Raw genomic sequence first — 25,045 nt, 5'->3', positions numbered from 1 at the left:
CGGTCTGCAAGCGTCTCGCCGCCTGCAAACCGGCGCCCCGTTTGGCGATTGGCGTATCGACGGTCAACGGTCTTTTGCCATCTGTCGCACCTGTTTGACCAGGCCGTCTGGCGCAGGCCCTGATGGCACGCGACGTGCGAATGCGGTACCGTGGAACGCGGAGCGAACATGGGGCAGAGGGATGGCGCGCAATCCGATCGGGAAAATTGGCAGGCAGGCGGCGCTGATTGCGGTCATTGCGGCGGCTTGCGCCGGGCCCGTTTGGGCCGGCAGCGTTGAGCGCGTTCCGCATGGAATGATCGTTACCACCGATAACGGTCTAAAGGTCCGCGTGCTGGCCTTTGCGAACGGCACGTTTCGGGTCACCGTGGCTCGCGATCCGGGCGACGCGCCCGCCAGCTTGATGGTCGTGGAGAGCGCCGACGGCAGTCCCGATTTTCGCACCGAAGACCATGTCGCGGTTCTGGGGACCGCCTCTTCCAGTGCCAGTGTCGGACTGTCCGACGGGAAGCTGCGAGTGTTCGATCCAGCAGGGCACATATTGCTAGAAGAAAATCCCGAAGCGCGGCGGTTGTTGCCGGTAGAGATCGAGGGGCAGGACTGGCTCGCCATCCGGTCGCAGTTCAACCGCGGGACCGACGAAGGGCTTTACGGTCTCGGGCAGCACCAGAACCGGCAGATGAACTACAACGGCGAGGACGTCGAACTCGCCCAGCATAACATGGACATCGCGATCCCCTACCTGCTCTCGACCCGCGGGTACGGCATCCTGTGGGACAACAATTCGATTACCCGACTGGGCAATCCCGAGCCCTACGGGAAGCTCGGCATCGACTGGAAGGCGGATTATTATCTGGGCGAGGAACTGGTCGTCTCGCGGCATGAAAAGTCGATCGACTACCGGTATATCCGCGACCAAAAGAACTGGCCGGCGAAAGCGCTCAGCGCTGTCGAGGCGGCGACCACCGGTCAGAATACCCAGGGCAACGCGGTGCAGACGCAAAGGGTGGTGTGGACCGGTCGCTACGTTCCCGCGACGGGTGGCAACCACAAGTTCCGGCTCTATTCGTCGAGCTATGTCAAGGTCTTCGCCGGCGGCAAGGAAGTGCTGTCGCGTTGGCGGCAGAACTGGAATCCCTGGTACCACAACTTCGATCTCGTACTGGAGGCGGGAAAGCCAGTCGACCTGCGCATCGAGTGGGAGCCCAACCAGGGCTATATCGCGCTATTCCACGCCGATCCCCTGCCCGAGCAGGATCGTCGTTCGGTCAGCTTCGCCAGCGAGGCCGCCAAGGCGATCGACTACTATGTCGTGCCGGGCGACGACATGGACGCGCTGGTGGCCGGATACCGGCGCCTGACCGGCAAGGCGCCGATGATGCCGCGCTGGGCCTATGGCTTCTGGCAGTCCCGCCAACGCTACGAAACGCAGGAGCAGCTTGTCGGCGTCCTGAAGCAATATCGGAATGCCGGCATCCCGATCGATAGCGTGGTTCAGGACTGGTTCTACTGGCCAGAGGAAAAGTGGGGCTGCCACTGCTTCGACCCGGTCCGTTTCCCAGACCCCCAAGCGATGGTCGATGATGTTCACGCGCTGAACGGGCGCATCATGATTTCGGTCTGGCCCAAGTTCTATCCGACCACGCGGAACGGGAAGGAGCTGGCGGACAAAGGCTATCTCTACCCGCGCCCGCTGGCGGCCGGGCAGAAGGACTGGGTCGGCCCGGGCTATGCCAACACATTCTACGATCCCTACGCTGCGGAAGCGCGCGACATCTACTTTCGCCAGATGCGCCAAGGGCTCGTCGAAACCGGGTTCGACGCCTGGTGGATGGATGCGACCGAACCGGACTGGCACTCGAACCTTTCGGTTGAGGAGCGTGCCTACCAGATGACCTCACCGGCAACAGGTGTTCCGGGCCCCGCGATCTTCAATTCCTATCCGCTCGTCCATGCAGCGGGCGTCGCCGAGGGGCTACGCGCGGCGCAACCGGATCGGCGCCCCTTCATCCTGACCCGCAGCGGCTTCGGCGGGATCCAGCGCGCTTCGGCCGCGCTGTGGTCGGGCGACGTGGCCGCGCGATGGAACGACCTGCGCGATCAGATCAGCGCCGGCGCCAACCTGTCGATCTCTGGCGTGCCCAACTGGACACACGACATCGGCGGTTTTGCGGTCGAGGCGCGCTATTCGCAGGAAGACCCGCAAGCCATGCCCGAGTGGCGCGAACTCTACACACGCTGGTTCCAGTTCGGCGCTTTCAGTCCGCTGTTTCGCAGCCACGGCGAATACCCGTACAGGGAGACGCCGATCGTAGCGAAGGGCGATCCCGCCATGCTGGAAAGCCTGACCTATTACGATGCGCTGCGCTACCGGCTGCTGCCCTACATCTACACTATGGCAGCCGGAACGCACTTCGACGACGGCACGATGATGCGGCCGCTGGTGATGGACTTCAGAGCCGATCGCACCGTCTGGAGCATCGACGACGAATACATGTTCGGCCCGGCGTTTCTCGTCGCTCCGGTTACCGAATTCGAGGCGCGCGAGCGCCGCGTCTATCTGCCCGCCGGCAGCGATTGGTACGACACCGCGAGCGGGAAGCGGCTTCGCGGTGGCCAAGTGGTTACGGCGGGGGCTCCGCGCGAACGAATGCCGCTGTTTGTCCGTAGTGGGTCGCTCGTGCCGATGGGGCCGGCCGTGCAGTGGAGCGGCGAGAATCTGCAAGGACCGATCACGCTCCACATTTTCCCGGGCGCCGACGGCACCTTCACCCTCTACGAGGATCAGGGTACCGACATGGGATACGAACGCGGTGAATTCGCCCGGACCCAGTTTCGCTGGAACGACACGGACCGGACTCTGACGATCGGCGCACGGCAGGGCAGCTATCCCGGAATGCGCAGAACCCGCAAGATCGGCATCGTCGTGCACGACGGCGCGAGGGGCACCGCCGTTCTCGACCAGCAGCCAGCTCGATGGCTCGACTACTCGGGAGACGAGCTGGAGCTCGAGCTGTAGGGAACCGCATGGTCCCGCGGGGGGATCGCTCCGCCGCGCATGACGGTCCAGCCGGCGAGCTCGTGCGCGCAGCGCGCGGATTCCTCGATGCTCGAACCGCGTAGCCGGCAGCCGAGATAGCCCGCGGAAAATGCATCTCCCGCGCCGCTCGAATCGATCGGTTTGAGCAACATTGCGGGCGGAAGAAAGGCGCCATCGGGCAGACGGCAGCCCTCGCCGCCGAGCTTGACTACGACCTCGCCGCATCCCGCCTCAGTCCAGAGCGCGGCAACCTCCTCGGCGTCCTGCAAACCGACCAGTTCGCGCTCGTCGTCGATGGTGGGGAAACCGAAGTCGGCCTCGCCGGCCGCGCGCGTGCGCCAGCTCTGCGCCAGGCTCACATCCTCCCAGAGACCTTCGCGATAGTTGCCGTCGAAGGCCACCTGGCCGCCCCGCCGGCGCATTTCGCGAGCCAGCCCGAGCAGGGCCTCACGGCCGTATTCGGGCAGGATCGCCAGCGAGATGAGCGAATAGACCAGCACGTCGGCTTCTTCTGCCCGCGCCATCGCCGCGCCCACATCCGGGTGCGCAAAGAGCCGCCGCGCCGCGCTATGCATCCGCCAGTACGTGAAATGTCGCTCGCCATGCTGGTCGATCGAGATCGCATAGAGCCCCGTCGCGCGCTCGGAATCGCGCAGGATGAGCGAGGTGTCGAGCCCTTCGCGGGCCCAGTCGCCGAGCATACGCGGGGCAAAAGGGTCTTCGCCGAGCACACTGAGAAAGGCCACATCGTGCCCGAAACGCGCCAGATGAAGCGCTTGGTTGAGTATGTCGCCGCCACTACCGACATCCCAGGCGTTCCCGCGCGGTGCGAGTTCCACCATCGCCTCGCCCACGCAGACGATCCTCTTGCGCCCCGTCAGCATGTCACCAATTCCACATGGTACCGTCCTCGAGCCGGGCTACCGGCAGACAGGCGGGATCGTAAGGGTACTTTGCAGCGAGGTCACTGTCCAAGGTCACGCCATGGCCCGGGCTCTCGCCGCACAACAGGAAACCGTCCTCGAAGCGGTAGTCGTGCGGGAAGACCGCGTCGGTCTCCTCGGTGTGGCGCATGTATTCCTGAATTCCGAAGTTGGGCACCCAGGTATCGAAATGCAGCGCTGCGCCCAGGCACACCGGGCTGAGATCGGTCGCGCCGTGGCTACCGGTGCGCACCTGATAAAGCGCGGCAAGATCGGCGATGCGCCGCAAGTGGGTGATGCCCCCGGAATGGACCACGGTGCAGCGGATGTAGTCGATCAGCTGCTCCTCGATCAGCTGCTTGCAGTCCCAGATCGTGTTGAACACCTCGCCCACCGCAAGCGGCGTGGTGGTGTGGCGGCGGATGTGGCGAAACGCCTCCTGGTTCTCGGCCGGGGTGGCATCTTCCATCCAGAACAGCTTGTACGGTTCGAGCGCCTTGCCGAGCTGCGCGGCCTCGTTGGGCGTGAGGCGGTGATGGACGTCGTGCAGCAGGTGATGCTCGAAGCCATAGGTATCGCGCAGCTTCTCGAACAGCTGGGGCACGAAGTTCAGGTATTTGGGAGTGTCCCACACGGTTTCCGTCGGCAGCCGTGCATCGGCGGGCTCGTAGTGCATCTCACCCCGCCCCACCCCGTAGGCCTTGTCGATGCCGGGAATGCCGCTTTGCGCGCGGATCGCCTTGTAGCCCATGTCGATGTAGCGCCCGACCGCGTCGACCGTGGCCTCGAGATTGGCCCCATTGGCATGGCCGTAGACCAGCACCCCGTCTCGGCTCCGCCCGCCCAGCAATTGGTAAAGCGGCAGGCCGGCGACCTTGCCCTTGATGTCCCACAGCGCGGTGTCGACCGCGGCGATCGCGCTCATCGTCACCGGGCCGCGCCGCCAGTACGCGCCGCGATAGAGATACTGCCAGATATCCTCGATGCGCGCCGGATCGCGGCCGAGCAGGCAGGGGATGACGTGGTCGGTGAGGTACGAGGCGACCGCCAGCTCGCGGCCGTTGAGCGTGGCATCGCCGATCCCGGTCACCCCGGCGTCGGTTTCGACGACCAGAGTGACGAAGTTGCGGCCAGGGCACGTCACGACGACCCTTGCCGAAGTTATCTTCATGGCCGAAAACCCTCCCTCCCGTTAGCGCTACCATTGCGCTAGGGGCAGGCGAAAGGTCAACACGGGAGATTGGGCCCATCCAACGCTTGAAACTTCACGCAGACCGGCTGTTTCCTGCCGACCCCGGCGTGAGGAGAATCGCGCGCGAGATCTATGACGAGGTGTGCGGCTTGCCCATCATAAGCCCGCACGGACACACCGACCCTGCGTGGTTTGCAACGAACGCGCCGTTCGGCAACGCGGCGCAGCTGTTGCTGCAGCCCGACCATTACCTGCTGCGCATGTTGTATTCGCAGGGCGTGCGGCTCGAACAGCTTGGCATCGGCGCGCCCGCCGACCCGCGCGAGGCCTGGCGCATCCTGGCGGAGAACTACGCGCTGTTTCGCGGCACCCCGTCGCGGCTGTGGCTCGATTGGGTCTTCGCCGAGGTTTTCGGACTGGACGTGCGGCTCGAAGGCGAAACGGCGGACCTCTATTACGATCGCATCACCGAGGCGCTGGAGAGCGATGCATTTCGTCCCCGCGCCCTGTTCGAGCGCTTCGGTATCGAAGTTATCGCCACGACCGAGAGCCCCCTGGATACCCTCGACCAGCATCGCTCGATCCGCGAGAGCGGCTGGCGAGGTAGGGTCGTAACCGCTTACCGCCCCGACCCGGTGGTCGATCCCGAGTTCGAAGGCTTCGCGGCCAACTTGTCGGCTCTCTCCGTGCTGACCGGCGAGAATTGCCACGACTGGCGCGGCTACCTTTCGGCGCACCGCAAGCGGCGTGCCTTCTTCGCCGCAATGGGCGCCACTTCTTCCGACCACGGCCATCCTACCGCACGCACCGCCGACCTTTCGTCCGCCGAGGCGGAGGCCTTGTTCGGGAAGATTGTCGCCGGCGATTTCTCCGAAGGGGACGCCGAACTGTTTCGGGCTCAGATGCTTACCGAGATGGCGGCAATGAGCCAGGATGACGGCCTGGTGATGCAGATTCATCCCGGCAGCTTTCGCAACCACAACGCCAAACTGTTTGCCGTTCACGGGCGCGACAAGGGCGCCGACATTCCCACCCGCACCGACTATGTTGCGGCGCTCAAGCCGCTGCTCGACCGGTTCGGCAACGAGCGCGATTTCACGCTGATCCTCTTCACCCTCGACGAGAGCGCCTATTCCCGCGAACTGGCCCCGCTCGCCGGGCACTATCCCTGCCTCAGGCTCGGCCCGGCCTGGTGGTTCCACGACAGCCCCGAGGGCATGCGCCGCTTCCGCCGCATGACCACGGAGACCGCCGGCTTCTACAACACAGTCGGGTTCAACGACGACACCCGCGCCTTCCTGTCGATCCCGGCGCGGCACGACGTCGCGCGGCGCATCGACTGCGGCTTTCTCGCCGAGCTGGTCGCCGAGCATCGGCTCGAACTCGACGAAGCGCACGAGGTCGCGCGCGCGCTGTCTTACGATCTGGCGAAAGCGGCCTACCGGTTGTGAAGCACCATTCCAAAGGTCGTCATCCCGAACGTGATCCGCGATCGATCAAGCCGCCTGCACAGACGGCGCGGACCGAAAAATGGACCCTGAAGCGATTTCACGGTGACGAGGCGGGGCGGTGAGGCTCTCGCCTGCGATCCTGAACCTGCTTCCGCCCGACGTCGCCCGTTTCGATTACGACCGCGACGAGCAAAAGGTCGGGATCGTCCACTTCGGCCTCGGCGCGTTCCACCGCGCGCACCAGGCGTGGTACACGGACCTCGCAATGAGCGGCGGCGAGCGCGATTGGGCGATTGCCGGCGCTTCCCTGCGATCGGACGCGGTGGCGCGCCGGCTGGATCCGCAAGGCGGGCTCTACACGCTGACCGAGCGGGGCGCGGCCGGCGAGGCGACGCGGGTCGTCGGTGCGCTACGCGAAGCGATCGTGGCGGACCGGAGCCCGGAAAGGCTGGCAATCGCCCTCACCGCGCCCTCGACGCGGATCGTCAGCTTCACCGTCACCGAAAAGGGTTACGCCCGCAGGCCCGACGGCTCGCTCGATCTCGAGCTTGCAGGGAGAAGCTTCTATCCGCACCTGGCCGAGTGCCTGCGCCAACGGATGCGTAGGAACCTTCCCGGCCTGACTTTGCTTTCGTGCGATAACCTTCCGCGCAACGGCGAGGTCCTTGCCCGGCTGCTGGCCGAATGGCTCGCCGCGCATGCCCCCGACACGGTCCGCTGGTTCGATGGCGAATGCGCCTGTCCGAACTCGATGGTCGACCGGATCGTCCCGGCGGCGACCGAAGCCGACCTGGCCGCGCTCGAAGGTCGGCTCGGCGTTCGAGACGAAGGCGCGGTCTTCACCGAGCCGTTCAGCCAGTGGATCATCGAGAATCGCTTCGCCGGGCCGCGCCCCGGATGGGACAGGCATGGTGCGCGGCTGGTCGGCGATGTCGCGCCGTACGAAACCGCCAAGCTCAGAATGCTCAACGGCGCCCATTCCGCCATGGCCTATCTCGGGCTCGAGCGGGGTCACGGGTTCGTCGACCAGGCGATTGCCGACGAGGAGCTTCGCGCACTGGTCGAACGGCTCATGCTCGAGGAAGCGGCCACGAGTTTCGTCCCCGCCGAGGGACAGGACCTTCGCCGCTACGCCGCCGACCTGATCGCTCGCTTCGCCAACCCCGCGCTCGAGCACCGCCTCGCCCAGATCGCGGCCGACGGCAGCGAGAAGATCCCGCAGCGTTGGCTCGAGACCCTTCGCGCGCATGACGCGCGCGGCGAGCGCTGTCCCGCGCTGCTGGAGGCGCTGGCGTCCTGGATGCGCTATGTCCGCGGCGACCGCGGGGCGGTCGACGACCCCATGGCCGCGCACCTCGCGGAGCTGTGGCGAACAGCCGGACGCTCGGGAATCGCCGCGGCGCTGTTCGGTCCGGGCGGTCTGTTTGCGGATAGCTGGCGCGCCGGCGAGGCGACGCTCGCCGAGCTGACCCGAAAGCTCGCCTAGATGCCGGCCGCGTGGAACGTGTGACCGTCAACGTCGAGGTCGCGCAGGTCGCGGCCGCGGATTTCCCGGCCAAACAGGGTGACGAGAACGAGCGCCGTCACCGCGGGTATCAGCAGGGCCAGCGAAACGGCCCCCATCGCCGGTACCAACGCGAGGACCGCAAAGACTTGCGCGAGCACCCCGCCCCCCTTGCTGCAAGCGGCCACAACTCCGGTCGCCCGGCCGCGAATTCGAAACGGAAAGCTCTCGGCAGCATAGGGTAGCAGCATGGCGATCAGCGCGTTGGTGCCGATGATCAGCAAGGCGACCGGGATGACCGGGCTCCCTCGCCCCGCGATCTCCAGCCGCAGCACGAGCAGAAGGCCGACAATGGTCACCGCCAGCGCGACAAGGACCGACCGCTTGGAACTCCACCGGCTATAGCCCCAGGCGGCGAACAGAATGGTCGGCAAGGCGATCAACGCGGATTCGGCCAGCAGGCGGCTCGACAACTCGATGCTATAGCCCTTGGCAAGCAGATCGGCGGGAAGCCAGAGCAGCAGCCCGAAATTGATGAGACCGTAGCACGCGGCCGCCATGCTGAGAGCGAAGAGCTTGGCGAACAGGGCGAACCCGGTCAGCGGGTCGGATCCGCCCCGGACAGTCTGCGCTTTCACGGCCTCGCCGGGCGTACGCGCCTCCGAGCCGAACGTCGCCATAATCCGCTGCGCTTCGCGGTTGCGGCCCCGGGCGAGAAGGAATTTGGCGGATTCGGGAATCAGCCCGCCGAGTGCGACCAGGGCAAGGCCTGTCGGCAGATTGACCAGCCACAAGACGCGCCAACTGTACGCCGGAACCAGCGTGGCCGCGAGTCCGCTTGCAGCGAAGTATCCACCCACCGAGCCAAGTCCGCCGACGAGGACCAGGCTCCAGCCGCGGTGTTTCGACGGCATCATCTCGGCGAGCAAGGCATAGGTGACGGGAAGCATACCGCCCGCCCCCAACCCCATCAGGAAACACATCCCGACGTTCCAGGCCAGCGAGGGCATCGCCCCGCAGATCGAGGTGCCCACGAACACGACCGCCGAAAGCAGGATCGAAGCCTTGCGCCCGTAAACGTCTGCAATCATCCCCCACAGGACCGATCCCGTCGCGGTGCCGAGGAGCGCGAACAGCGGGACGAGCGAGACGACCTGTCTGCCGAGCCGGTACTCGTCGATCATGCCGGGGATCGTGAAACCCAGACTCGACGGTTTCATCACATCGATGACCAGTGCGAGCACCAGCACCAGCATCAGCCGCCAGTGCGCTGCCGACAGCGGCGCGTCTTCGGGCGGGGAGACGACGATTGTGCGCGAGGCGGCAACCTGGGCTGCGACATTCCTGGGCAGCAAGCCGTAAGCGGCGACGGCGACCCCCGCGACGATCAAGACCATGCCCCAGACCATCTCCGGGCCCATCCCCATACCGTTGAGCCGGTAGCCCATGTCGCGAGCCACGAGGAACATCGGCAGATGCATCAGCACGCCGGCGGTTACGGCGATGACTCCGAGGACGAACACGCCCGCCGCCCGGCGATCGCTGAGAGCCGTCACCAAGATGCAGTCCCTCCCCTCGAATGCGCGCAGCCATCCCCGTCAGGCGGTGGCAAAGGTCTGTGCGTGCTGTCGCACAATCGCAATCACCGCGTCGTCGCTGTCGAAATTTCCGTACCACCCCTGCGGCTCGTGCGGCGGGTCGCCCATGTACTGGGTCTCGCCGTCCCGAAAGCGGTGATCCGGGTGTTGCGCTCGCGCTTCGCCGTTCCAGGCCCAGAAATTTGTGCCCTGCACCGGCCCCCCGGCGGCGCGACTGGCTTCTGCGGCGGCGTAGATCATCCGGTAGAAGCGTTGGCGAAACTGGGTCGTCGCCGCAGGATCGTAGAGTTCGCCGTCGCGCGGAAAGCCAAATTCCTCGAACACCAGCGGCTTGCCCAGCGTTGCGGCGAGCTTGACGTGCCTATCGATGTAATCCCTCACCTTGGCCGCACCGGCAGCCCAGGTGCCGGCGAGATCCTTGCCATCGACCCAGCCCCAGTTGAGCGGCCAGATATGCGCGGTCAGGTAATCGATGTTGCGGTGGGCGCGGGCGACGATCTCGACGTCCCCATCGGTAGCAATCGTGCCTTCCATACCGAGCGAGACGAGATGGTTCGGGTCGAGCGAGCGAATCAGCGCAGCGCTGTCGTCGATCCACCTGTAGTAGTCAGGGAGGATCGCCTGCATGACCTCCGGCGATACGCCCGGACGCGGTTCGTTGGCGAGCTGCCAGGCCATCAACGCGGGATCGTCCTTGTAGGCCGTTCCGGTTACGGTGTTGGTCCGCCCGACAAGCATGCGCACCGAGCGAAAGAAGCGCTCAACCGCGTCCCGATTGGCATAGAACGCACTGGCGGCGTCGGGGAACGCGGGCCAGGGATCGGCCGGATCGTTCATGTCCTTGTACCGGCCGGTTTCCCAATAGAGCCGGCTCATCATGCCGCCCGACCATTCCCAGTTGTTGGTGAGATAGAGCACCGCGGTCATTCCGCGCTTGCCGAGTTCGGCCATGGCCACGTCGAGACCGGTCAGAAGAGACCGGTTGAGCGTGCCGTCCTGCGTTTCGAAGCCGGGCTTGATGCTGTTCTTTACCGGGCTCTCCTCGGCTCCCGCGAGCAGGCGCACGTTGCCGACGCCGATCGACTGCAGGCGGTCGAGTTCGCGCCTCAGCCGCGCCCGATCGCCGTATTTCGTGTCGCTGCCAAGCCAGGCAAGGTACCAGGCGTTGGCGCCGGTGTAGCGATACCACCCGCCGCCCCGCACGAAGCGCATGCCCCTTGTCGCAACGAAGCGCTTGGGGGGCGCCAGGACGCCGCGCGCGCCGCTGCACCCAGCCAGACCCGCCGCCGCGAGGCCGGCCAGGGCCGTGCGGCGGCCGCAAATCGGGAATGTTAGCTCTACCATTTCGCACCCTCTTCCCAACAAGCAATGATAGCGCTACCATAGGTTTCTGGTTGCGACAATTCCGGTGGACGGATGGCGCGGCATGAGGGGAGAAGCTGTCTTGAAACGTCCGCTGCGATTCGCGCTGGTCGGTGCCGCGCTGTTGCTCAACGCCTGTTCGCAGGATGCCTTGCCCGGCGATACCGCTTCGGCGCAAGGCGATGCCGTCGCCCACCCCGAAATCTGGCCCAAGTACGAGTATCCCGTGCCCGTCGATCCGGCGGTCGAGGCGAAGATCGCCGACCTGCTCAAGACGATGACGCTGGAGGACAAGATCGGCCAGCTGATCCAGGCCGACCTGTGCTGCGTCACCCCCGAGGAGGTGCGCGAGTACAACCTCGGCTCGATCCTCGTCGGCGGCAACAGCGGCCCGAACGGCAACGATTTCGCGCCGGCGCCCGACTGGCTCAAGGCGGCGGACGCGTTCTACCTCGCCTCGGTCGACAAGCGCGACGGGGGCGCAGGCATCCCCGTCATCTGGGGGATCGACGCGGTTCACGGCCACGCCAACATCATCGGCGCTACGGTTTTCCCGCACAACATTGGCCTCGGCGCCGCCCACGATCCCGCCCTGATCGAACGGATCGGCGCTGCAACGGCACAGGAAGTGCGCGTGACCGGGCAGGAATGGACCTTCGCGCCAACGGTCACCGTGCCGCAGGACTACCGCTGGGGCCGCGCCTATGAGGGCTACTCCTCGGATCCCAAGCTCGTCGCATCCTATGTCGGGGCGATGGTCCGCGGGCTGCAGGGGCCGCCCGACCAGGCCAACCTGCTGGCGCGCGACAAGGTCATCGCCTCGACCAAGCACTTCCTGGCCGACGGCGGCACCAAGGACGGCGTCGACCAGGGCGATGCGCAGATTTCCGAAGAGGATCTGCGCGACATTCACGGCCTGCCCTACGGCCCGGCGATCGAAAACGGCGTCGCCACGGTCATGGTCAGCTTCTCGAGCTGGCAAGGCAAGAAGCTGACCGGCAACAAGTCGCTGATCACCGACGTGCTCAAGGACCGGATGGGTTTCGGCGGTTTCGTCGTCTCCGACTGGAACGCGCACGGCCAGGTCGAGGGCTGCACCAACAGCGCGTGCCCGCAGGCGCTGCTCGCCGGGCTCGACATGTACATGGCGCCCGACAGCTGGAAGGCGATCTACGAAGACCTGCTCAGACGCGCCAAGGCGGGCGAAATCCCGATGCAGCGGATCGACGATGCCGTCTCGCGCATTCTGCGCGTCAAGTTCCGGCTCGGGGTGTTCGAGGCGGGCAAGCCCTCCAGCCGCCCGCTCGCCGGCGATTGGAAAGTGCTCGGCTCTCCCCAACACCGCGAACTCGCCCGCGAGGCGGTGCGCAAGTCGCTCGTCCTGCTCAAGAACCAGGGCGTGCTGCCGCTCAAGGCAGGTGCGCGCCTGCTCGTCGCCGGCGAAGGAGCGGACGACGTCGCCCGCGCTTCGGGCGGGTGGACCATCTCGTGGCAGGGTACAGGTCTGACCAACGCGATGTTCCCGGGCTCGACCTCGCTATGGGCCGGCCTCAAGCAGGCCGCTGAGGCCGGCGGCGGCAGCGCGACGCTCTCGCCCGATGGCAGCTTCTCCGAGAAGCCCGATGCGGCCGTGGTGGTCTTCGGCGAGAAGCCCTATGCCGAGTTCCAGGGCGACCGCGCGACGCTGGCACTCGATGCCGACCTCACCGGTCCCTACGCCACCATGAAGAAGCTCAGGGCGCAGGGCATTCCGGTCGTCGCGGTGATGATCACCGGCCGTCCGCTCTACGTGAACCCGGCGCTCAACGCCGCCGATGCCTTCGTGGTGGCGTGGCTTCCCGGAAGCGAAGGCGGCAAAGGCCTGGCCGACGTGCTGATCGGCGATGCCGCGGGCAAGACCCGGTTCGACTTCACCGGCAAGCTCCCCGCAGCCTGGCCGAAGACCCCGGCGATGGCCGATGGCGCACTCTTTCCCTTCGGCTACGGCCTGACTTATGCTGCGCCGCGCGCGGCGTGGAAGCCGCTGCCCGAAATCGCCGACAGCAAAGCTGGCGACGCGCGGATCTATTTCGCCAGGGGCGTTCCAACCGCAAGCTGGTCGTTGGTGCTCGGCAACATCGACCGCGCCGAGGAAAAGCGCATCACCACGGTCCCGGCGGATGCCATCGGTGGACGGGCGCACATCACCGCGACCGATGCCGCGGTGCAGGAAGGCGCGCGCCGGATCGAGGTCAAGGACGGCGGCGCCGCACTGGCGGTGTCCAGCCACGATCCGCTCGACCTCGGCCGCGAGACCAATGCCGACGTGATGGTGCTGTTCACGGTAAAAGTGAACAAGGCGCCCGCGAGGGCGGCGGTCGCGCTGCGCTGCGAGGGATCGGGATGCGGCTCGCGCGAACCGGTCACGCTGCCCGCCAGCGGTACGTTCGTTCGTTACGGGATCCCGCTCAAGTGCCTGGCATCGAAGGGCGCCGATATGAGCAAGGTCACCGCGCCGTTCATTCTCGAGACCACCGGTCCGGCAGACTATGCGCTCGCCGAGGTGCGGCTCGGGACCGACGCGGAGAAGGTCCTGCCGTGCAATTGAGGCGCCTCACTGCCGCAGCGTTACTCGCGCTCGCATGCCCGCTCGCGGCGCAGGCCCCGGCCGACCCTGTCGTGACGGTCGGGGGTGGCCGGGTGCGCGGAGAAGTCACAGGCGATGCGCTGGTGTTTCGCGGGATTCCCTTTGCTGCCGCGCCCACCGGCGATCTGCGCTGGAAGCCGCCGCAGCCAGTCGTGCCGTGGGACGGGATTCGCGCGGCGATGGACGTCGGGCCGGCTTGCCTGCAGCACCTCGAAAGCTCCGAGTGGAACCGCGCGCAGTGGCTCCACGCGAGCGAGGATTGCCTGACGCTCGACGTCAAGACGCCGGGCCTTAGTGGCAAGCGCCCGGTGATGGTCTGGATCCACGGCGGCTCGAACCGCGCCGGTGCGAGCGGGGGTCCGGCGGATTCCGACCTGACCGCGCAGGGCGTGGTCGCGGTCGGCGTGCAATATCGGCTCGGCGTGCTCGGCTGGCTGTCGCACCCCGCGCTCTCCGCAGAGCAGGGCGGGTCGAGCGGCAACTACGGGTTGATGGACCAGATCGCCGCGCTGCAATGGGTCCACGACAACATCGCGAAATTCGGCGGCGACCCGGACAACGTGACGATCTTCGGCGAGAGCGCCGGGTCGCAGGACGTCTCGTTGCTGCTCGCCGCGCCGGCCGCGCAGGGCTTGTTCGACGAGGCGATCATGGAAAGCGGCACGCCCGGCTTCGGCCTCCCCTTTCGCACCCTGGCCGAAGGCGAAGCGCTGGGCGAGCAGTTCGCCGCAAAGGCCGGCACCGGTAACGACCTCGCGAAAATGCGCGCTCTATCGCCGATCGCGCTTTACGCCATCGAGGACCAGCTGGAGGAGCCGCCCCACGGCAACGGGATGATCTTCCTGCACACCACCGTCGATGGCAAGGTGCTGCCCGCCACGCCCGACAAGCTGATCGCCGCCAACAAGCCGAAGCCGGTAATCCTCGGCACCAACAAGGTGGAGTTTGCCAACGAGCAGTTCGACGAAGCCAACCTGAAGCCTTACGCGCAGGCGATGTTTGGCGGGCAAGGCGCTGCGGCGCTGGCGGTATTCAAGGCAGAACAGGCCGACCCGCGGCGCGGTAAAATCGCCACGCGTATCATCTCCGATGCGCTGTTTCATTGCCCGACCGACCACCTTGCGGACCTGCTGGCAAGCAACGGCTGGCCGACGTGGCGCTACCAGTTCGATGTCGGCCCGGACGGCGGCCTGACCAGCCATGCCTTCGAAATCGGCTGGGTGTTCGAGCGCAAGCCGGTCGGCGGCGGCGTGCCCATGCAGGATTACTGGGCGGCGCTGGCGGTCAGCGGCGACCCCAACGGCAAGACCGCAATTTCCGCCGTGCGGCCCAAGTGGGAACGCTGGACGCCCGCCAAGCCGCGCCAGATCGAATTCGGCCAATCCGCCACGGCCATGGCGCCGGGCAAGCCGCGCGCCGAGACCTGCACCTTCAGCGAGGCGTTCTGATGCGGCGGCTGGCCTTGCTGCTCTGCATGCTCGCCAGCCTGCCGTCCGCCCCGGCCATGGCGCAGAGGGCCGGACGCCATGGGAACAACCGGAGAGAGACATGAAGTATCTAATAGCGCTCGCCACTTCGCTGGCCTTCGCCGCCCCCGCTTCTGCCGGCGACAGCCTGCCGGTGGGCAGATGCATCAATATGGGCAACAGCTTCGAAGTTTCCGAGGTGGGCAAGAGCGGCGTCAGCAACGCCGGCGCGGAGGATTTCGCGCGAATTGCCCGCGCCGGGTTCGAGACGATCCGGTTGCCCGTGCGCTGGTCGGACAAGACCGGCGCAGAGCCGGGCTACACCATCGAAAAGAAGTGGATGGCGCAGGTCGACAAGGCGGTCGACCAGGCGCTCGGCGCGGGCCTCAACGTGATCCTCAACGACCACCACTTCGACGCGCTCGACGACGACCCGGCGGCAAACTCCGCCAAGCTCGCAGCGATCTGGCGGCAAGTGGCCGGGCATTTCGCCGACCGCCCGACCGATCGCCTGTGGTTCGAGATCGAGAACGAACCACACAACAAGCTGACCAACGCCAACCTGCTGGCGACGCTCAATCCGGCGTTGGCGGAAATCCGCGCGACCAATCCCGACCGCCCGGTGATCATTGGCGGCGAGTTCTGGTCGGGAATCGATTCGCTGGCGACGCTGAAGCTCCCCGACGATCCCAACGTCTATCCCACCTTTCATTATTACGAGCCGTTCGATTTCACCCATCAGGGTGCGACCTGGGCAGGCGACCCGCCGCCCGCCATCGGCCGCTCTTACGGCACGGAGGATGATGCTGCGCGGCTGGTGCGCGATGTCGCCAAGATTCGCGCCTATGTCGAGCGCACGGGCAAGGTGCCCTTCATGGGCGAGACCGGCGCCTACGAAGGATACATCGCGCCCCCGGAGCGAGCGGCGTACCATCGCGCAGTGCGCGAGGCCTTTGCCCCGACCGGAATCGGCATCTGCGCCTGGGCTTACACCAACACCTTCCCGTTTTACGACCACGAAGCGGGCAAGTGGATTCCCGGCATGCTGGCCGCCTTCGGATTGCCCGAGCAGCCTTAGCGCGCCGAATAGACGTAGGGACCGACCGTCACGCCGGTGAAAAGGCCCGTGTGGATCGAGGCTAGGCCCTCGACGTCGACGTCGCTCGCCAGACGCTGCCAGGTCGTGCCTCCTGCGCGGCGCCATGAGACATCTGCCGTGCCGCGATCGATGGCCAGCCTGAGTTCGACTGCTTCGGAGGCATCGGGCAGCGGTGCGCGAGCGACCAGCGCGCCGTTCGCCGGATCGCCGGAGCCGTTGCGATATCGCACGGCAAGGTATGCGCCGCGCTTGCCGCCTTCGATTCCGGCCATGAAGAAATGCTCCTCGCTGGCGAAGGCCATCAATCCGGCAAAGTCGCCCTGCGCCTCGGGCGCGAACGCGAAGCGGGCGGTCCACTGCGCGACCGGGTCGCGCATCCGGCGCCCGAGAAAATGCGGCTTGGCCAGCGTACTCGCGGCGTCGCTCCCGGCGACGATCTGCAGCGCGCCGCGTTCCCGATCGAGCGCGTACCATTGCACGTCCGCTGGATTGCGAAGCTGTATCCACTCCGGGGACAGGCGCGGGCCACGGAAATCCGCGTGCCAGCTGCGCCAGTTGGCTTCCTTGCCCGCCGGCAAATCGGGCCGGTCAGCGACGGCCGGCACCGGCTCGCCGGGAGGAAGGATCGTCGGCCACCCGTCGCGCCACGTCACCGGTAGCAGGTAGGTCTCGCGCCCGAGCAGCGTCGATTGCCCGGCGAACGGGCGGGTGGCGAGGAAGGTCGCCCACCACGATCCGTCGGCGAGTTCGAACAGGTCGGCATGACCGGTGGCCTCGACGCGGTTGGGCCGATCCGCCGGGAGGTCGCGCTGGGTCAGCGTGGGGTTGTTCGGGCCGGGCACGTAAGGCCCAGTCACGCTTCGCGAGCGCCAGATGGTCTGCGAGTGATTTTCCGCCGTGCCGCCCTCGGCGGCGTTGATGTAGTACCAGCCGTCCTTCTTGAAGATGTGCGGCCCCTCGGCCCAGACCGGCTTGGCCGCCGGATCGACCCCGCCATCTACCACCATCGTGCGCGGGCCGAACATCCGGCCCCGGTCGAGGTCGATCTGCTGCACCCACAGCGCGCGGTGGCCGGGATAGGTCTCGCCGCCTTCTGGCAGGTCGTTGTTGATCACCCAGACCTTGCCGTCGTCGTCGAAGAACAGCGAGGGATCGATTCCGGCGAACGGTACCCACACGGGATCCGACCACGGCCCGGCCGGGTCCCGGGCCGTGACGTAGTAGTTGCCCCCGCAGCGCACGCAGGTGTTGAAGATATAGAACGTGCCGTCGTGCCAGCTAATCGCCGGCGCGTAGACCCCGTCGGAGACGGCGTGCATTCCCGTCAGATCGAGCATGCCCGGCCGGTCGATCGCGTGGCCGATCAGTTCCCAGTTCACCAGATCGCGGCTGTGGAATACCGGGATGCCCGGAAACCAGCCGAAGGTGCTCGTCACGAGGTAGAAGTCGTCGCCAACCCGCACCGTCGACGGATCGGGATGAAAGCCCGGGAGGACGGGGTTGCGATAACGCTCGGCAGGAGCTGTTCGGGGCCCCTCGGCGCGGTAATTGATGCTCGAGAAGCTGGCCACGGGGTTTGCCGCCGCCGGCGCGGCAAGAAGGGCCAAGGCGCCCGTTGCAACGACCCAGTTTTCACGCATCTGAAATCCTCCCCAGGGCGAACGAACGCCCTTGCCCTCGTCCATTCTCGTCCTTATGGTAGCGCTATCACAGGAGAGGGCAAGAAGCACAAATGGGTCAAGCGCTGCAGGAAATCCTGCCGCCGGACTATGCGTCCGGTCGTTTCATCGGGCGCGCCCTTTCGCCCGAAGGACCCTGCGTGATCGCCGTTCGCGAGGGGCGAATTTTCGACCTTACCGAAACAGTAGCCAGTGTCGCCGGGGCCGTCGAGCGGCGCCAGTTCGACGGCGGGCGCGAGCTCGGCCCGGTCGACGGCGGATTGCCAGAGGGGTGGAGCCTGCTCTCGCCGATCGACCTGCAGTGCGTGAAGGCCTGCGGCGTGACCTTCGCCCTTTCGGCGATCGAGCGGGTGATCGAGGAGCGCGCCCGCGGGGATGCGGCGAAAGCGGCCGAGATCCGCCGGATGCTCGAAGACAAGGTCGGCGCGGGCATCCGCTCGGTCGTCCCGGGCAGCGCCGATGCGGCCGAACTCAAGCAGGCTCTCATCGACGAAGGCATGTGGTCGCAGTACCTCGAAGTGGCCGTCGGGCCCGACGCCGAAGTCTTTTCCAAGTCGCCGGTCCTCTCGACCGTGGGAGCTGGCGCCGAGATCGGGGTTCGCTCGGATTCCGCCTGGAACAATCCGGAGCCCGAAGTCGTACTTGTCGTGGACCGGCAAGGAGACGTCGTCGGGGCCACGCTCGGTAACGACGTCAACCTGCGCGACTTCGAGGGCCGCTCGGCATTGTTGCTGTCCAAGGCCAAGGACAATACCGCGAGCTGCGCGATCGGCCCGTTCATCCGCCTCTTCGACGACGGCTTCGGTATCGACGATGTCCGGCAGGCCAACGTCGACCTGCTCATCGAGGGGCCGGAAGGCTACCGGCTCGAAGGCACCAACGTGATGGGCGAAATCAGCCGCGACCCGCTCGACCTGGTCGCGCAGACGCTTTCGGAGCACCATTACCCCGACGGCTTCGTGCTCTTCTGCGGCACGCTGTTCGCGCCCACGCAGGACCGCGACACGCCGGGCGGCGGTTTCACCCACAAGCTTGGCGACCGCGTGACGATATCGTCGCAGCGGATCGGCAGGCTGACCAACACCGTAACCACCTCGCGCGATGCGCCGCCGTGGGAACTCGGCATTGGCGCATTCGTGCGCAATCTCGCCTCGCGCGGGCTCATAGACAGGATTTAGGATTGACCATGGATATCAAGACTCTCGGCCACTATATCGACGGGCAATGGACCGGCGCAGACGAAGCGCTCGAAAGCCGCAATCCCTCGAACACCGACGACATCGTCGCGCGCTTTCCCGACGGCAGCGACGATGACGTCGCGCGGGCCGTAGCGGCCGCCAAGCAAGCGCAGCCCGGTTGGGCGAACGCATCGCCCGAACTGCGCAGCGACGTGCTGCACAAGGCCGGCGAGGCGCTGTTCGCCCGTTCGGCCGAGATCGGCGAGCTGCTTGCCCGCGAGGAAGGCAAGACCCGCGCCGAAGGCCTCGGCGAAACGCTGCGCGCGGCGCGCATCTTCCGCTATTTCGCCGGCGAGGCGCTGCGGCGCCACGGCCAGACGCTCGAATCGACACGCCCCGGTCTCGATGTCGCGACCTACCGCGAAGCGCTGGGCGTGGTCGGCCTGATCACCCCGTGGAACTTCCCGATCGCGATTCCCGCATGGAAGGCCGCCCCGGCCCTCGCCTTCGGCAATACGGTCGTTCTGAAGCCCGCCAACATCACCTCGGCGGTGGCTGCGGCGCTGACCGAGGTGCTCGACGAGGCGGGCGTCCCGGCCGGCGTGTTCAACCTCGTCCTGGGCCGCGGCGACGTCGGCCGGGCCATCGTCGACCACCCGGACGTTGCCGCCATCAGTTTTACCGGTTCGCAGGGCGTGGGATCGCAGGTCGCTCAGGCGACAGTCGCCCGCCAGGCGAGAGTCCAGCTCGAAATGGGCGGCAAGAATCCGCTGGTCGTGCTTGCCGACGCCGACCTCGACAAGGCGGTGGCGATCGCCGCGGACGGCGGGTTCTTCCAGACCGGCCAGCGCTGCACCGCTTCGAGCCGGGTCATTGTCGAAGACGCGATCCACGACCGCTTTGTCGCCGCGCTGGTCGAACGGGCCAAAGGCCTCAAGGTCGGCTCCGCGCTGGCCGAGGGCACGCAGGTCGGCCCGGCCTCGAGCGAAAGCCAGTTCGAGCAGAACCTGAGCTACGTCGACATCGCCACCGGCGAAGGCGGGCGGCTCGCCGCCGGAGGGGGCAAGATCGAACTGGATACCCCCGGCTTCTTCATGCAGCCGACGGTGATCGCCGACACCAACCCCGAGATGCGCATCAACTGCGAGGAAGTGTTCGGCCCGGTGGTCTCTACCGTACGGGTCAAGAATTACGAGGAAGCGCTCGCCGTCGCCAATATGGGCGATTTCGGCCTGTCGAGCGGCATCGTTTCCAACGACGCGGCGAAAATCCGCGACTTCCGCAAGAACGTGCGCGCCGGAATGGTGATGGTCAACCTGCCCACCGCGGGGGTCGATTACCACGTTCCGTTCGGCGGGACGCGCGGATCGAGCTACGGGCCGCGTGAACAGGGCTTTGCGGCAGTCGAATTCTACACACAGATCAAAACTGTCTACACGGGGGATTGAGGACTTGGCCGAAGGGGTTTTCAAACCGGTGTCGAACAGGGCGGTCTATCCCAGCCTCGCCGGCAAGCGCGTCATCATCAGTGGCGGCGCGAGCGGTATCGGCGAAGGTATCGTCGAGAGCTTCGCTCGTCAGGGTGCGGCGGTGGCATTCGTCGATGTCCTCACCGACGCCAGCGAGACGCTGGTCGGGCGTCTGGCCGACGCGCAGATCCAGCCGCTCTTTCTCGAATGCGACATTACCGACTGCGCCGATTACACCGCTAAAATCGGCAAGCTTGTCGACCGGCTCGGCGGCTGCGATGTGCTGGTCAACAACGCGGCCAACGACGATCGGCACAGCGTGGACGAAGTTACACCCGCATACTGGGACGAGCGGATGGCGGTGAACCTGAAGCACCAGTTCTTCGCCGCCAAGGCGGTGCATCCGCACATGGCCAGCGCCGGAGGCGGCTCGATCATAAACCTCGGCTCGATCTCCTGGCATCTCGCCCTGCCCGACCTGACCCTCTACCAGACCGCCAAAGCGGCCATCGAAGGCCTCACCCGCAGCCTGGCCCGCGAATTCGGTCGGCAGAACATCCGCGTCAACGCGATCATCCCCGGCAACGTCCAGACGCCGCGGCAGATGAAATGGTACTCGCCCGAAGGCGAAGCCGAGATCGTCGCGCAGCAGTGCCTCGACGGGCGGATCCAGCCACGGGACATCGCCGCGATGGCTCTGTTCCTGGCCAGCGACGATGCTCGCTTCTGCACCGGCCACAATTACTGGGTCGATGCGGGATGGAGATAGAGACCGACGTTCACGAGGTTCTCAGGCCCGGCTTCAAGCTGGGCGAAGGCGCGCTGTGGGACGCCGGGCGGCAAGTCGTGTGGTGCGTCGACATCAAGCGCCACCTGCTGTGGCATTTCGACCCCGCGACGGGCAGCAATGCCAGCGCCGAGGCGCCGGGCCAGATCGGCTGGGCGCTACCGGCCGAAGGCGGCTTGCTGCTGTGCGGAGTGCAGGACGGGCTCTATACGTTCGATCCGGAGCATCAGACCTTCGAGAAGCTGATGGCCGTGCCCGGCGAGCCCGCCGGCAATCGTCTCAACGACGCCTGCAGCGATCCGTGGGGCCGCGCCTGGTTCGGCTCGATGGACGACGCCGAAGAGGACACCAGCGGCCGGTTCTACGTCTTCGAAAAGGGCGAGGCCCGCCAGGCCGGGCCGAGCGGCATATCGATCACCAACGGGCCCGCGGTCAGCGGTTCGGGTGACCGAATCTATTTCACCGACACCGTGGGCAAGAAGATCCTGGTCGCTGACCTGTCCGCCGCGGGCGTGGGCGAGGCGCGGCTGTTCGCGGACGTCGCGAAGGATTTCCCCGATGCTTATCCCGACGGGCCGATGGTCGATGCCGAGGACCATGTCTGGACCGGGCTCTATTTCGGCTCGCACGTCGCCCGATATTCGCCCGACGGCAAGCTGGTGGCCACCGTGAAGCTCCCGGCGCGCGACATTACCAAGATGACACTCGGCGGACCGGATTTCAGGACCGCCTACGTCACCACCGCGACCAAGAACCTCGAACCGGCCGACGCAGCCGACTATCCGGCCGCCGGCAGCCTGCTGGCCTTCGACAGCCCCGTGGCCGGCTTCGCCACTCCCAAGGTGAAACTCGGATGATACGCACCGGCCTGGCGCTCGCTGCCCTCGTAACCGCCGGGGCTGCCAGCGCAGCGCCAGTACTGACGCCGGTGTGGACCGACCACGCGGTGATTCAGCGCGACCGCCCCGTGGTGGTGGAAGGGACCGCCGCGCCCGGCGAGAAGCTCAGCGCCACGCTGGGTTCAGCGACAGCGAGCACCACTGCCACGACGGGAGGCAGCTTCGCGCTGCACTTTCCCGCCCGTACCGCCAGCGCCGACCCGGTCACCTTGACCGTTACCGGCGCCGACGGGTCGAAAATCGCCGTCTCCGACTTGCTGGTCGGCGACGTGTGGCTGTGCGGCGGACAGTCGAACATGGAGTTCTCGGTCTGGTCCTCGGCCGGTGGACCGCTCGCAGCGCAGCATTCGGGCGACGACGGCTTGCGCCTGCTGATGATCCCCAAGGTCAGCGCGCTGACCCCGCAGAAGGAGTTCGGCGGCAAGGTCGCCTGGGCCGCTGCCTCGCTGGATAGCGTCAAGGACTTCTCCGGCGCCTGCTATTTCATGGCGCGCCAGCTCCGGCGCGATCTCGGCGTGCCGATCGGGGCCATTCACTCGAACTGGGGCGGCTCGCAAATCCGCGCCTGGCTCACGCCCGAAGGGGGCAAGGCGCTCTATGGTCCGGCCGCGATGACCCAGCTCGAGCAGTACGCGAAAGATCCGCTCGGCGCGGTCACGGCTTTTGCGCCCGGATGGGAGAAGTGGTGGACCGACCGCACCGGAGGGAGCCCGTGGGCCAACCCCGACGAACTCGACTGGCAACCCGTGCCCAAGATTGCGGCATGGGGCGAATGGACGGGCACTCCGCTGGCGAGCAACGGCAACGGCAACGTGTGGATGCGCCGAACCGTCATGCTGACGCCGGCACAGGCGAAGGCCGGGGGAACGCTCAACATCGGCCTGGTCGACGATATCGACATGACGTTCGTCAACGGCCACCCGGTCGGCAACACCTCGAGCTGGAGCGACGAGCGACATTACCGCGTGCCCGCCTCGTACCTCAGGGCCGGGGCAAACGAGATCATGGTACTGGTGACCAACAGCTATGGCGCGGGCGGCTTCGAAAGCCCGCCCGAGCGCCTGTCGCTCGATCTCGCCGGCGGCGCGAGCATCTCGCTCGGCGAAGGCTGGCGCTACGCGATTTCGGAGATCACCGACTACCCGCCGCGCACGCCGTGGGACGGAATTGCCGGAATCGGCATCATGTACAACCGGATGATCGCCCCGCTCGGGCACTTCGCTATGGCTGGGACAGCTTGGTACCAAGGCGAGAGCGACGTCGGCATCCCTGGCTACGCCGAGCGTCTCAAGGCGCTCTTTTCCGGCTGGCGAGAGCAAATCGGGACAGGCGCGAAGATGCTCGTCGTGCAGCTGCCCAACTGGGGCCCGACCACCGAACGCCCCGCCGCGTCTGGCTGGGCAGAGATCCGCAACGAAGAATTGAGGGCCGTTGCGGCCGACGCGAACGCTGCGCTGATCGCCACGCTCGACCTCGGCGAGAACGACAACCTGCATCCCTTGGACAAGCTGAACGTCGGCCTGCGGCTGGCGATGGCGGCGCAGGGCGAGCCGATGCCGATGCCCGTCTCGGCCCGCCAAGCGGGCGGCGAGATTGTCGTGACCTTTGCGGGAATCGAAGGCGGCCTTCACGCCTGGAGCGGGCCGCCGCTCGGTTTCGAGCTGTGCGGCGAGACGCAGGACAGCTGCCGGTACGCCGCGGCCGAGGTCGCCGGCGATGCCGTCGTCCTTGCGGGCGACGGCAAGCCGGTAACGCGCGTTCGCTATGCCTGGATCGACAGTCCGGTGGTCAATACGTACGACGCGCGCCCGTTGCCGGTGCCGACGTTCGAGCTGCCGCTGGTCAAGTGACGCTGACGCTTCGCGCCGGGGACTGGGTGGCAGAACTGCGTCCCGACACAGGCGGCGCGCTCGCGGCGCTGCGTCTGGGCGGGACGGACGTCCTGCGCACCATGCCGGGCAGCGCGATCGATCCTCTCGAATCCGCCTGCTTTCCGCTTGTGCCCTGGTGCAACCGGATTCGCGGCGGCCGTTTTTCCTGGTCCGGCCGCATGGTGCAATTGCCGGAGAATTTCCCGCCCGAGCCGCATAGCCTACACGGACTCGGCTGGCACAGTGTCTGGCAGGTCACCGCCGAAGCGGGATTCAAGTGCACGCTCGGACACTCCCACAGCGGCACAGATGCCTGGCCCTGGTCCTACGAAGCCGAGCAGCGAATACGCCTCGGCTCGCAAGGCTGCGCGATCACGCTCGACGTGACCAACCGCAGCGAGACGCCGATGCCCTGCGGTCTCGGCCTGCATCCCTATGTGCGACGTCGCCCGGAAACGCACGTGCGGTTCAGCTCGACGGGCATGTTGCTCGCGGACGCAGGCTTGATCCCAAACGGGGAGATCGCAGCGTCGCCCCGCTTCGCCGACTCGAACATGGGCGCCGCCCTGCCCTCTGAAACCGTCGATCACTGCTTCGCCGGGTGGAGCGGTCGCGCGTTGATCGAAGACGACCTCGGCAGCATCGCGATGACCGCCCGCGGCGCGCCGTTCCTGCATCTCTATGCGCCAGCGGACGGCAGCGCACTGTGCCTCGAGCCCGTCAGCCACGGACCCGACGCGCTCAACCGCGCGCCCGCAGAGATGACTGTGCTCGCCCCCGGGTGCACCGCCAGTCTGACCCTGCGCATCTCGGCGACCCTCGCCGGATAATTCGACCGGGAAGCTATCCCGGTGCGCAGGCGAACTCTCTCCTAGGGCACTGTCGACGGGTCAACCGGGTG

At 66.7% G+C, this 25,045-nt stretch carries 17 protein-coding genes; 12 read left to right on the top strand and 5 right to left on the bottom strand.

Features of this window, described 5'->3' with window-relative positions; all coding sequences use genetic code 11:
• The first annotated feature begins 295 nt into the window (after nt 1-295).
• Nucleotides 296-3,019, top strand: a complete 2,724-nt coding sequence (locus tag Q7I88_RS07410; protein WP_305098401.1) for a glycoside hydrolase family 31 protein — start codon at nt 296-298, stop codon at nt 3,017-3,019.
• On the opposite strand, the gene Q7I88_RS07405 is transcribed toward Q7I88_RS07410, so the two are convergent.
• Nucleotides 2,986-3,924 carry a sugar kinase gene (locus tag Q7I88_RS07405; protein WP_305098400.1) on the bottom strand — a complete coding sequence of 313 codons (939 nt, stop codon included), beginning with the start codon at nt 3,922-3,924 and terminating at the stop codon, nt 2,986-2,988. The genes Q7I88_RS07410 and Q7I88_RS07405 overlap by 34 nt on opposite strands.
• A 1-nt stretch (nt 3,925) precedes the next feature.
• A complete protein-coding gene (manD, locus tag Q7I88_RS07400) occupies nt 3,926-5,134 on the bottom strand; it encodes a D-mannonate dehydratase ManD (RefSeq protein WP_305098399.1) in 1,209 nt (402 codons plus the stop codon).
• Between the two features lie 77 nt (nt 5,135-5,211).
• On the opposite strand from manD, the gene uxaC reads away from it, so the two are divergent.
• Nucleotides 5,212-6,606, top strand: coding sequence for a glucuronate isomerase (uxaC, locus tag Q7I88_RS07395; RefSeq protein ID WP_305098574.1), 1,395 nt, complete (start codon nt 5,212-5,214; stop codon nt 6,604-6,606).
• 118 nt (nt 6,607-6,724) lie between these two features.
• Nucleotides 6,725-8,092, top strand: a complete 1,368-nt coding sequence (locus Q7I88_RS07390; RefSeq protein WP_305098398.1) for a mannitol dehydrogenase family protein — start codon at nt 6,725-6,727, stop codon at nt 8,090-8,092.
• Here Q7I88_RS07390 and Q7I88_RS07385 read toward each other — a convergent pair.
• Entirely contained in the window at nt 8,089-9,666 is a 1,578-nt protein-coding gene (locus tag Q7I88_RS07385) for an MFS transporter (protein ID WP_305098397.1), read from the bottom strand. The two genes, Q7I88_RS07390 and Q7I88_RS07385, sit on opposite strands and share 4 nt — an antisense overlap.
• 42 nt (nt 9,667-9,708) lie before the next feature.
• Nucleotides 9,709-11,052, bottom strand: coding sequence for a glycoside hydrolase 5 family protein (locus tag Q7I88_RS07380; RefSeq protein WP_305098396.1), 1,344 nt, complete (start codon nt 11,050-11,052; stop codon nt 9,709-9,711).
• 100 nt (nt 11,053-11,152) lie between these two features.
• Here Q7I88_RS07380 and Q7I88_RS07375 point away from each other — a divergent pair, with 100 nt between their 5' ends.
• From Q7I88_RS07375 to Q7I88_RS07365, 3 genes are all read left to right on the top strand, one after another.
• Nucleotides 11,153-13,657 (top strand): glycoside hydrolase family 3 protein, encoded by a 2,505-nt coding sequence (locus Q7I88_RS07375; protein WP_305098395.1) that lies wholly within the window; start codon nt 11,153-11,155, stop codon nt 13,655-13,657.
• Nucleotides 13,648-15,144, top strand: coding sequence for a carboxylesterase/lipase family protein (locus Q7I88_RS07370; protein WP_305098394.1), 1,497 nt, complete (start codon nt 13,648-13,650; stop codon nt 15,142-15,144). The genes Q7I88_RS07375 and Q7I88_RS07370 overlap by 10 nt, the downstream gene beginning before the upstream one ends.
• A 100-nt stretch (nt 15,145-15,244) precedes the next feature.
• Nucleotides 15,245-16,240: a glycoside hydrolase family 5 protein gene (locus Q7I88_RS07365; protein ID WP_305098393.1), complete on the top strand. Its 996-nt coding sequence runs from the start codon at nt 15,245-15,247 to the stop codon at nt 16,238-16,240.
• On the opposite strand, the gene Q7I88_RS07360 is transcribed toward Q7I88_RS07365, so the two are convergent.
• The gene (locus tag Q7I88_RS07360) at nt 16,237-17,901 is read right to left on the bottom strand and encodes a glycoside hydrolase family 43 protein (RefSeq protein ID WP_305098392.1); all 1,665 of its coding nucleotides are present in this window, start codon (nt 17,899-17,901) and stop codon (nt 16,237-16,239) included. The two genes, Q7I88_RS07365 and Q7I88_RS07360, sit on opposite strands and share 4 nt — an antisense overlap.
• A 92-nt stretch (nt 17,902-17,993) precedes the next feature.
• Here Q7I88_RS07360 and Q7I88_RS07355 point away from each other — a divergent pair, with 92 nt between their 5' ends.
• From Q7I88_RS07355 to Q7I88_RS07330, 6 genes are read left to right on the top strand one after another with little or no spacing between them, the layout of a single operon-like run.
• Entirely contained in the window at nt 17,994-19,118 is a 1,125-nt protein-coding gene (locus Q7I88_RS07355; RefSeq protein WP_305098391.1) for a fumarylacetoacetate hydrolase family protein, read from the top strand.
• 8 nt (nt 19,119-19,126) lie between these two features.
• Nucleotides 19,127-20,566: an aldehyde dehydrogenase family protein gene (locus Q7I88_RS07350; protein ID WP_305098390.1), complete on the top strand. Its 1,440-nt coding sequence runs from the start codon at nt 19,127-19,129 to the stop codon at nt 20,564-20,566.
• Nucleotides 20,567-20,570: 4 nt separating this feature from the next.
• On the top strand, nt 20,571-21,356 hold the full coding sequence (gene xylB / locus Q7I88_RS07345) for a D-xylose 1-dehydrogenase (protein ID WP_305098389.1): 786 nt from the start codon (nt 20,571-20,573) through the stop codon (nt 21,354-21,356).
• Nucleotides 21,347-22,231: an SMP-30/gluconolactonase/LRE family protein gene (locus Q7I88_RS07340; RefSeq protein ID WP_305098388.1), complete on the top strand. Its 885-nt coding sequence runs from the start codon at nt 21,347-21,349 to the stop codon at nt 22,229-22,231. Before xylB ends, Q7I88_RS07340 begins: the two co-directional genes overlap by 10 nt.
• On the top strand, nt 22,228-24,123 hold the full coding sequence (locus Q7I88_RS07335; protein ID WP_305098387.1) for a sialate O-acetylesterase: 1,896 nt from the start codon (nt 22,228-22,230) through the stop codon (nt 24,121-24,123). The genes Q7I88_RS07340 and Q7I88_RS07335 overlap by 4 nt, the downstream gene beginning before the upstream one ends.
• Nucleotides 24,120-24,974 (top strand): aldose 1-epimerase, encoded by an 855-nt coding sequence (locus tag Q7I88_RS07330; RefSeq protein WP_305098386.1) that lies wholly within the window; start codon nt 24,120-24,122, stop codon nt 24,972-24,974. Before Q7I88_RS07335 ends, Q7I88_RS07330 begins: the two co-directional genes overlap by 4 nt.
• The last annotated feature ends 71 nt before the right edge of the window (nt 24,975-25,045 follow it).

Origin of the sequence: Croceibacterium aestuarii, assembly GCF_030657335.1 — a bacterium.
Taxonomy (GTDB): domain Bacteria; phylum Pseudomonadota; class Alphaproteobacteria; order Sphingomonadales; family Sphingomonadaceae; genus Croceibacterium_B; species Croceibacterium_B aestuarii.
This window is presented reverse-complemented; position numbering and strand designations above follow the sequence as displayed.

Excerpts from the sequence above, each read along its gene's own strand:
- Q7I88_RS07410 (WP_305098401.1), top strand. The coding sequence starts at position 296 with ATGATCGTTACCACCGATAACGGTCTAAAGGTCCGCGTGCTGGCCTTT.
- Q7I88_RS07405 (WP_305098400.1), bottom strand. The coding sequence starts at position 3,924 with ATGCTGACGGGGCGCAAGAGGATCGTCTGCGTGGGCGAGGCGATGGTG.
- manD (WP_305098399.1), bottom strand. The coding sequence starts at position 5,134 with ATGAAGATAACTTCGGCAAGGGTCGTCGTGACGTGCCCTGGCCGCAAC.
- Q7I88_RS07380 (WP_305098396.1), bottom strand. The coding sequence starts at position 11,052 with ATGGTAGAGCTAACATTCCCGATTTGCGGCCGCCGCACGGCCCTGGCC.
- Q7I88_RS07365 (WP_305098393.1), top strand. The coding sequence starts at position 15,245 with ATGAAGTATCTAATAGCGCTCGCCACTTCGCTGGCCTTCGCCGCCCCC.
- Q7I88_RS07360 (WP_305098392.1), bottom strand. The coding sequence starts at position 17,901 with ATGCGTGAAAACTGGGTCGTTGCAACGGGCGCCTTGGCCCTTCTTGCC.
- Q7I88_RS07355 (WP_305098391.1), top strand. The coding sequence starts at position 17,994 with ATGGGTCAAGCGCTGCAGGAAATCCTGCCGCCGGACTATGCGTCCGGT.
- Q7I88_RS07350 (WP_305098390.1), top strand. The coding sequence starts at position 19,127 with ATGGATATCAAGACTCTCGGCCACTATATCGACGGGCAATGGACCGGC.
- Q7I88_RS07340 (WP_305098388.1), top strand. The coding sequence starts at position 21,347 with ATGGAGATAGAGACCGACGTTCACGAGGTTCTCAGGCCCGGCTTCAAG.
- Q7I88_RS07335 (WP_305098387.1), top strand. The coding sequence starts at position 22,228 with ATGATACGCACCGGCCTGGCGCTCGCTGCCCTCGTAACCGCCGGGGCT.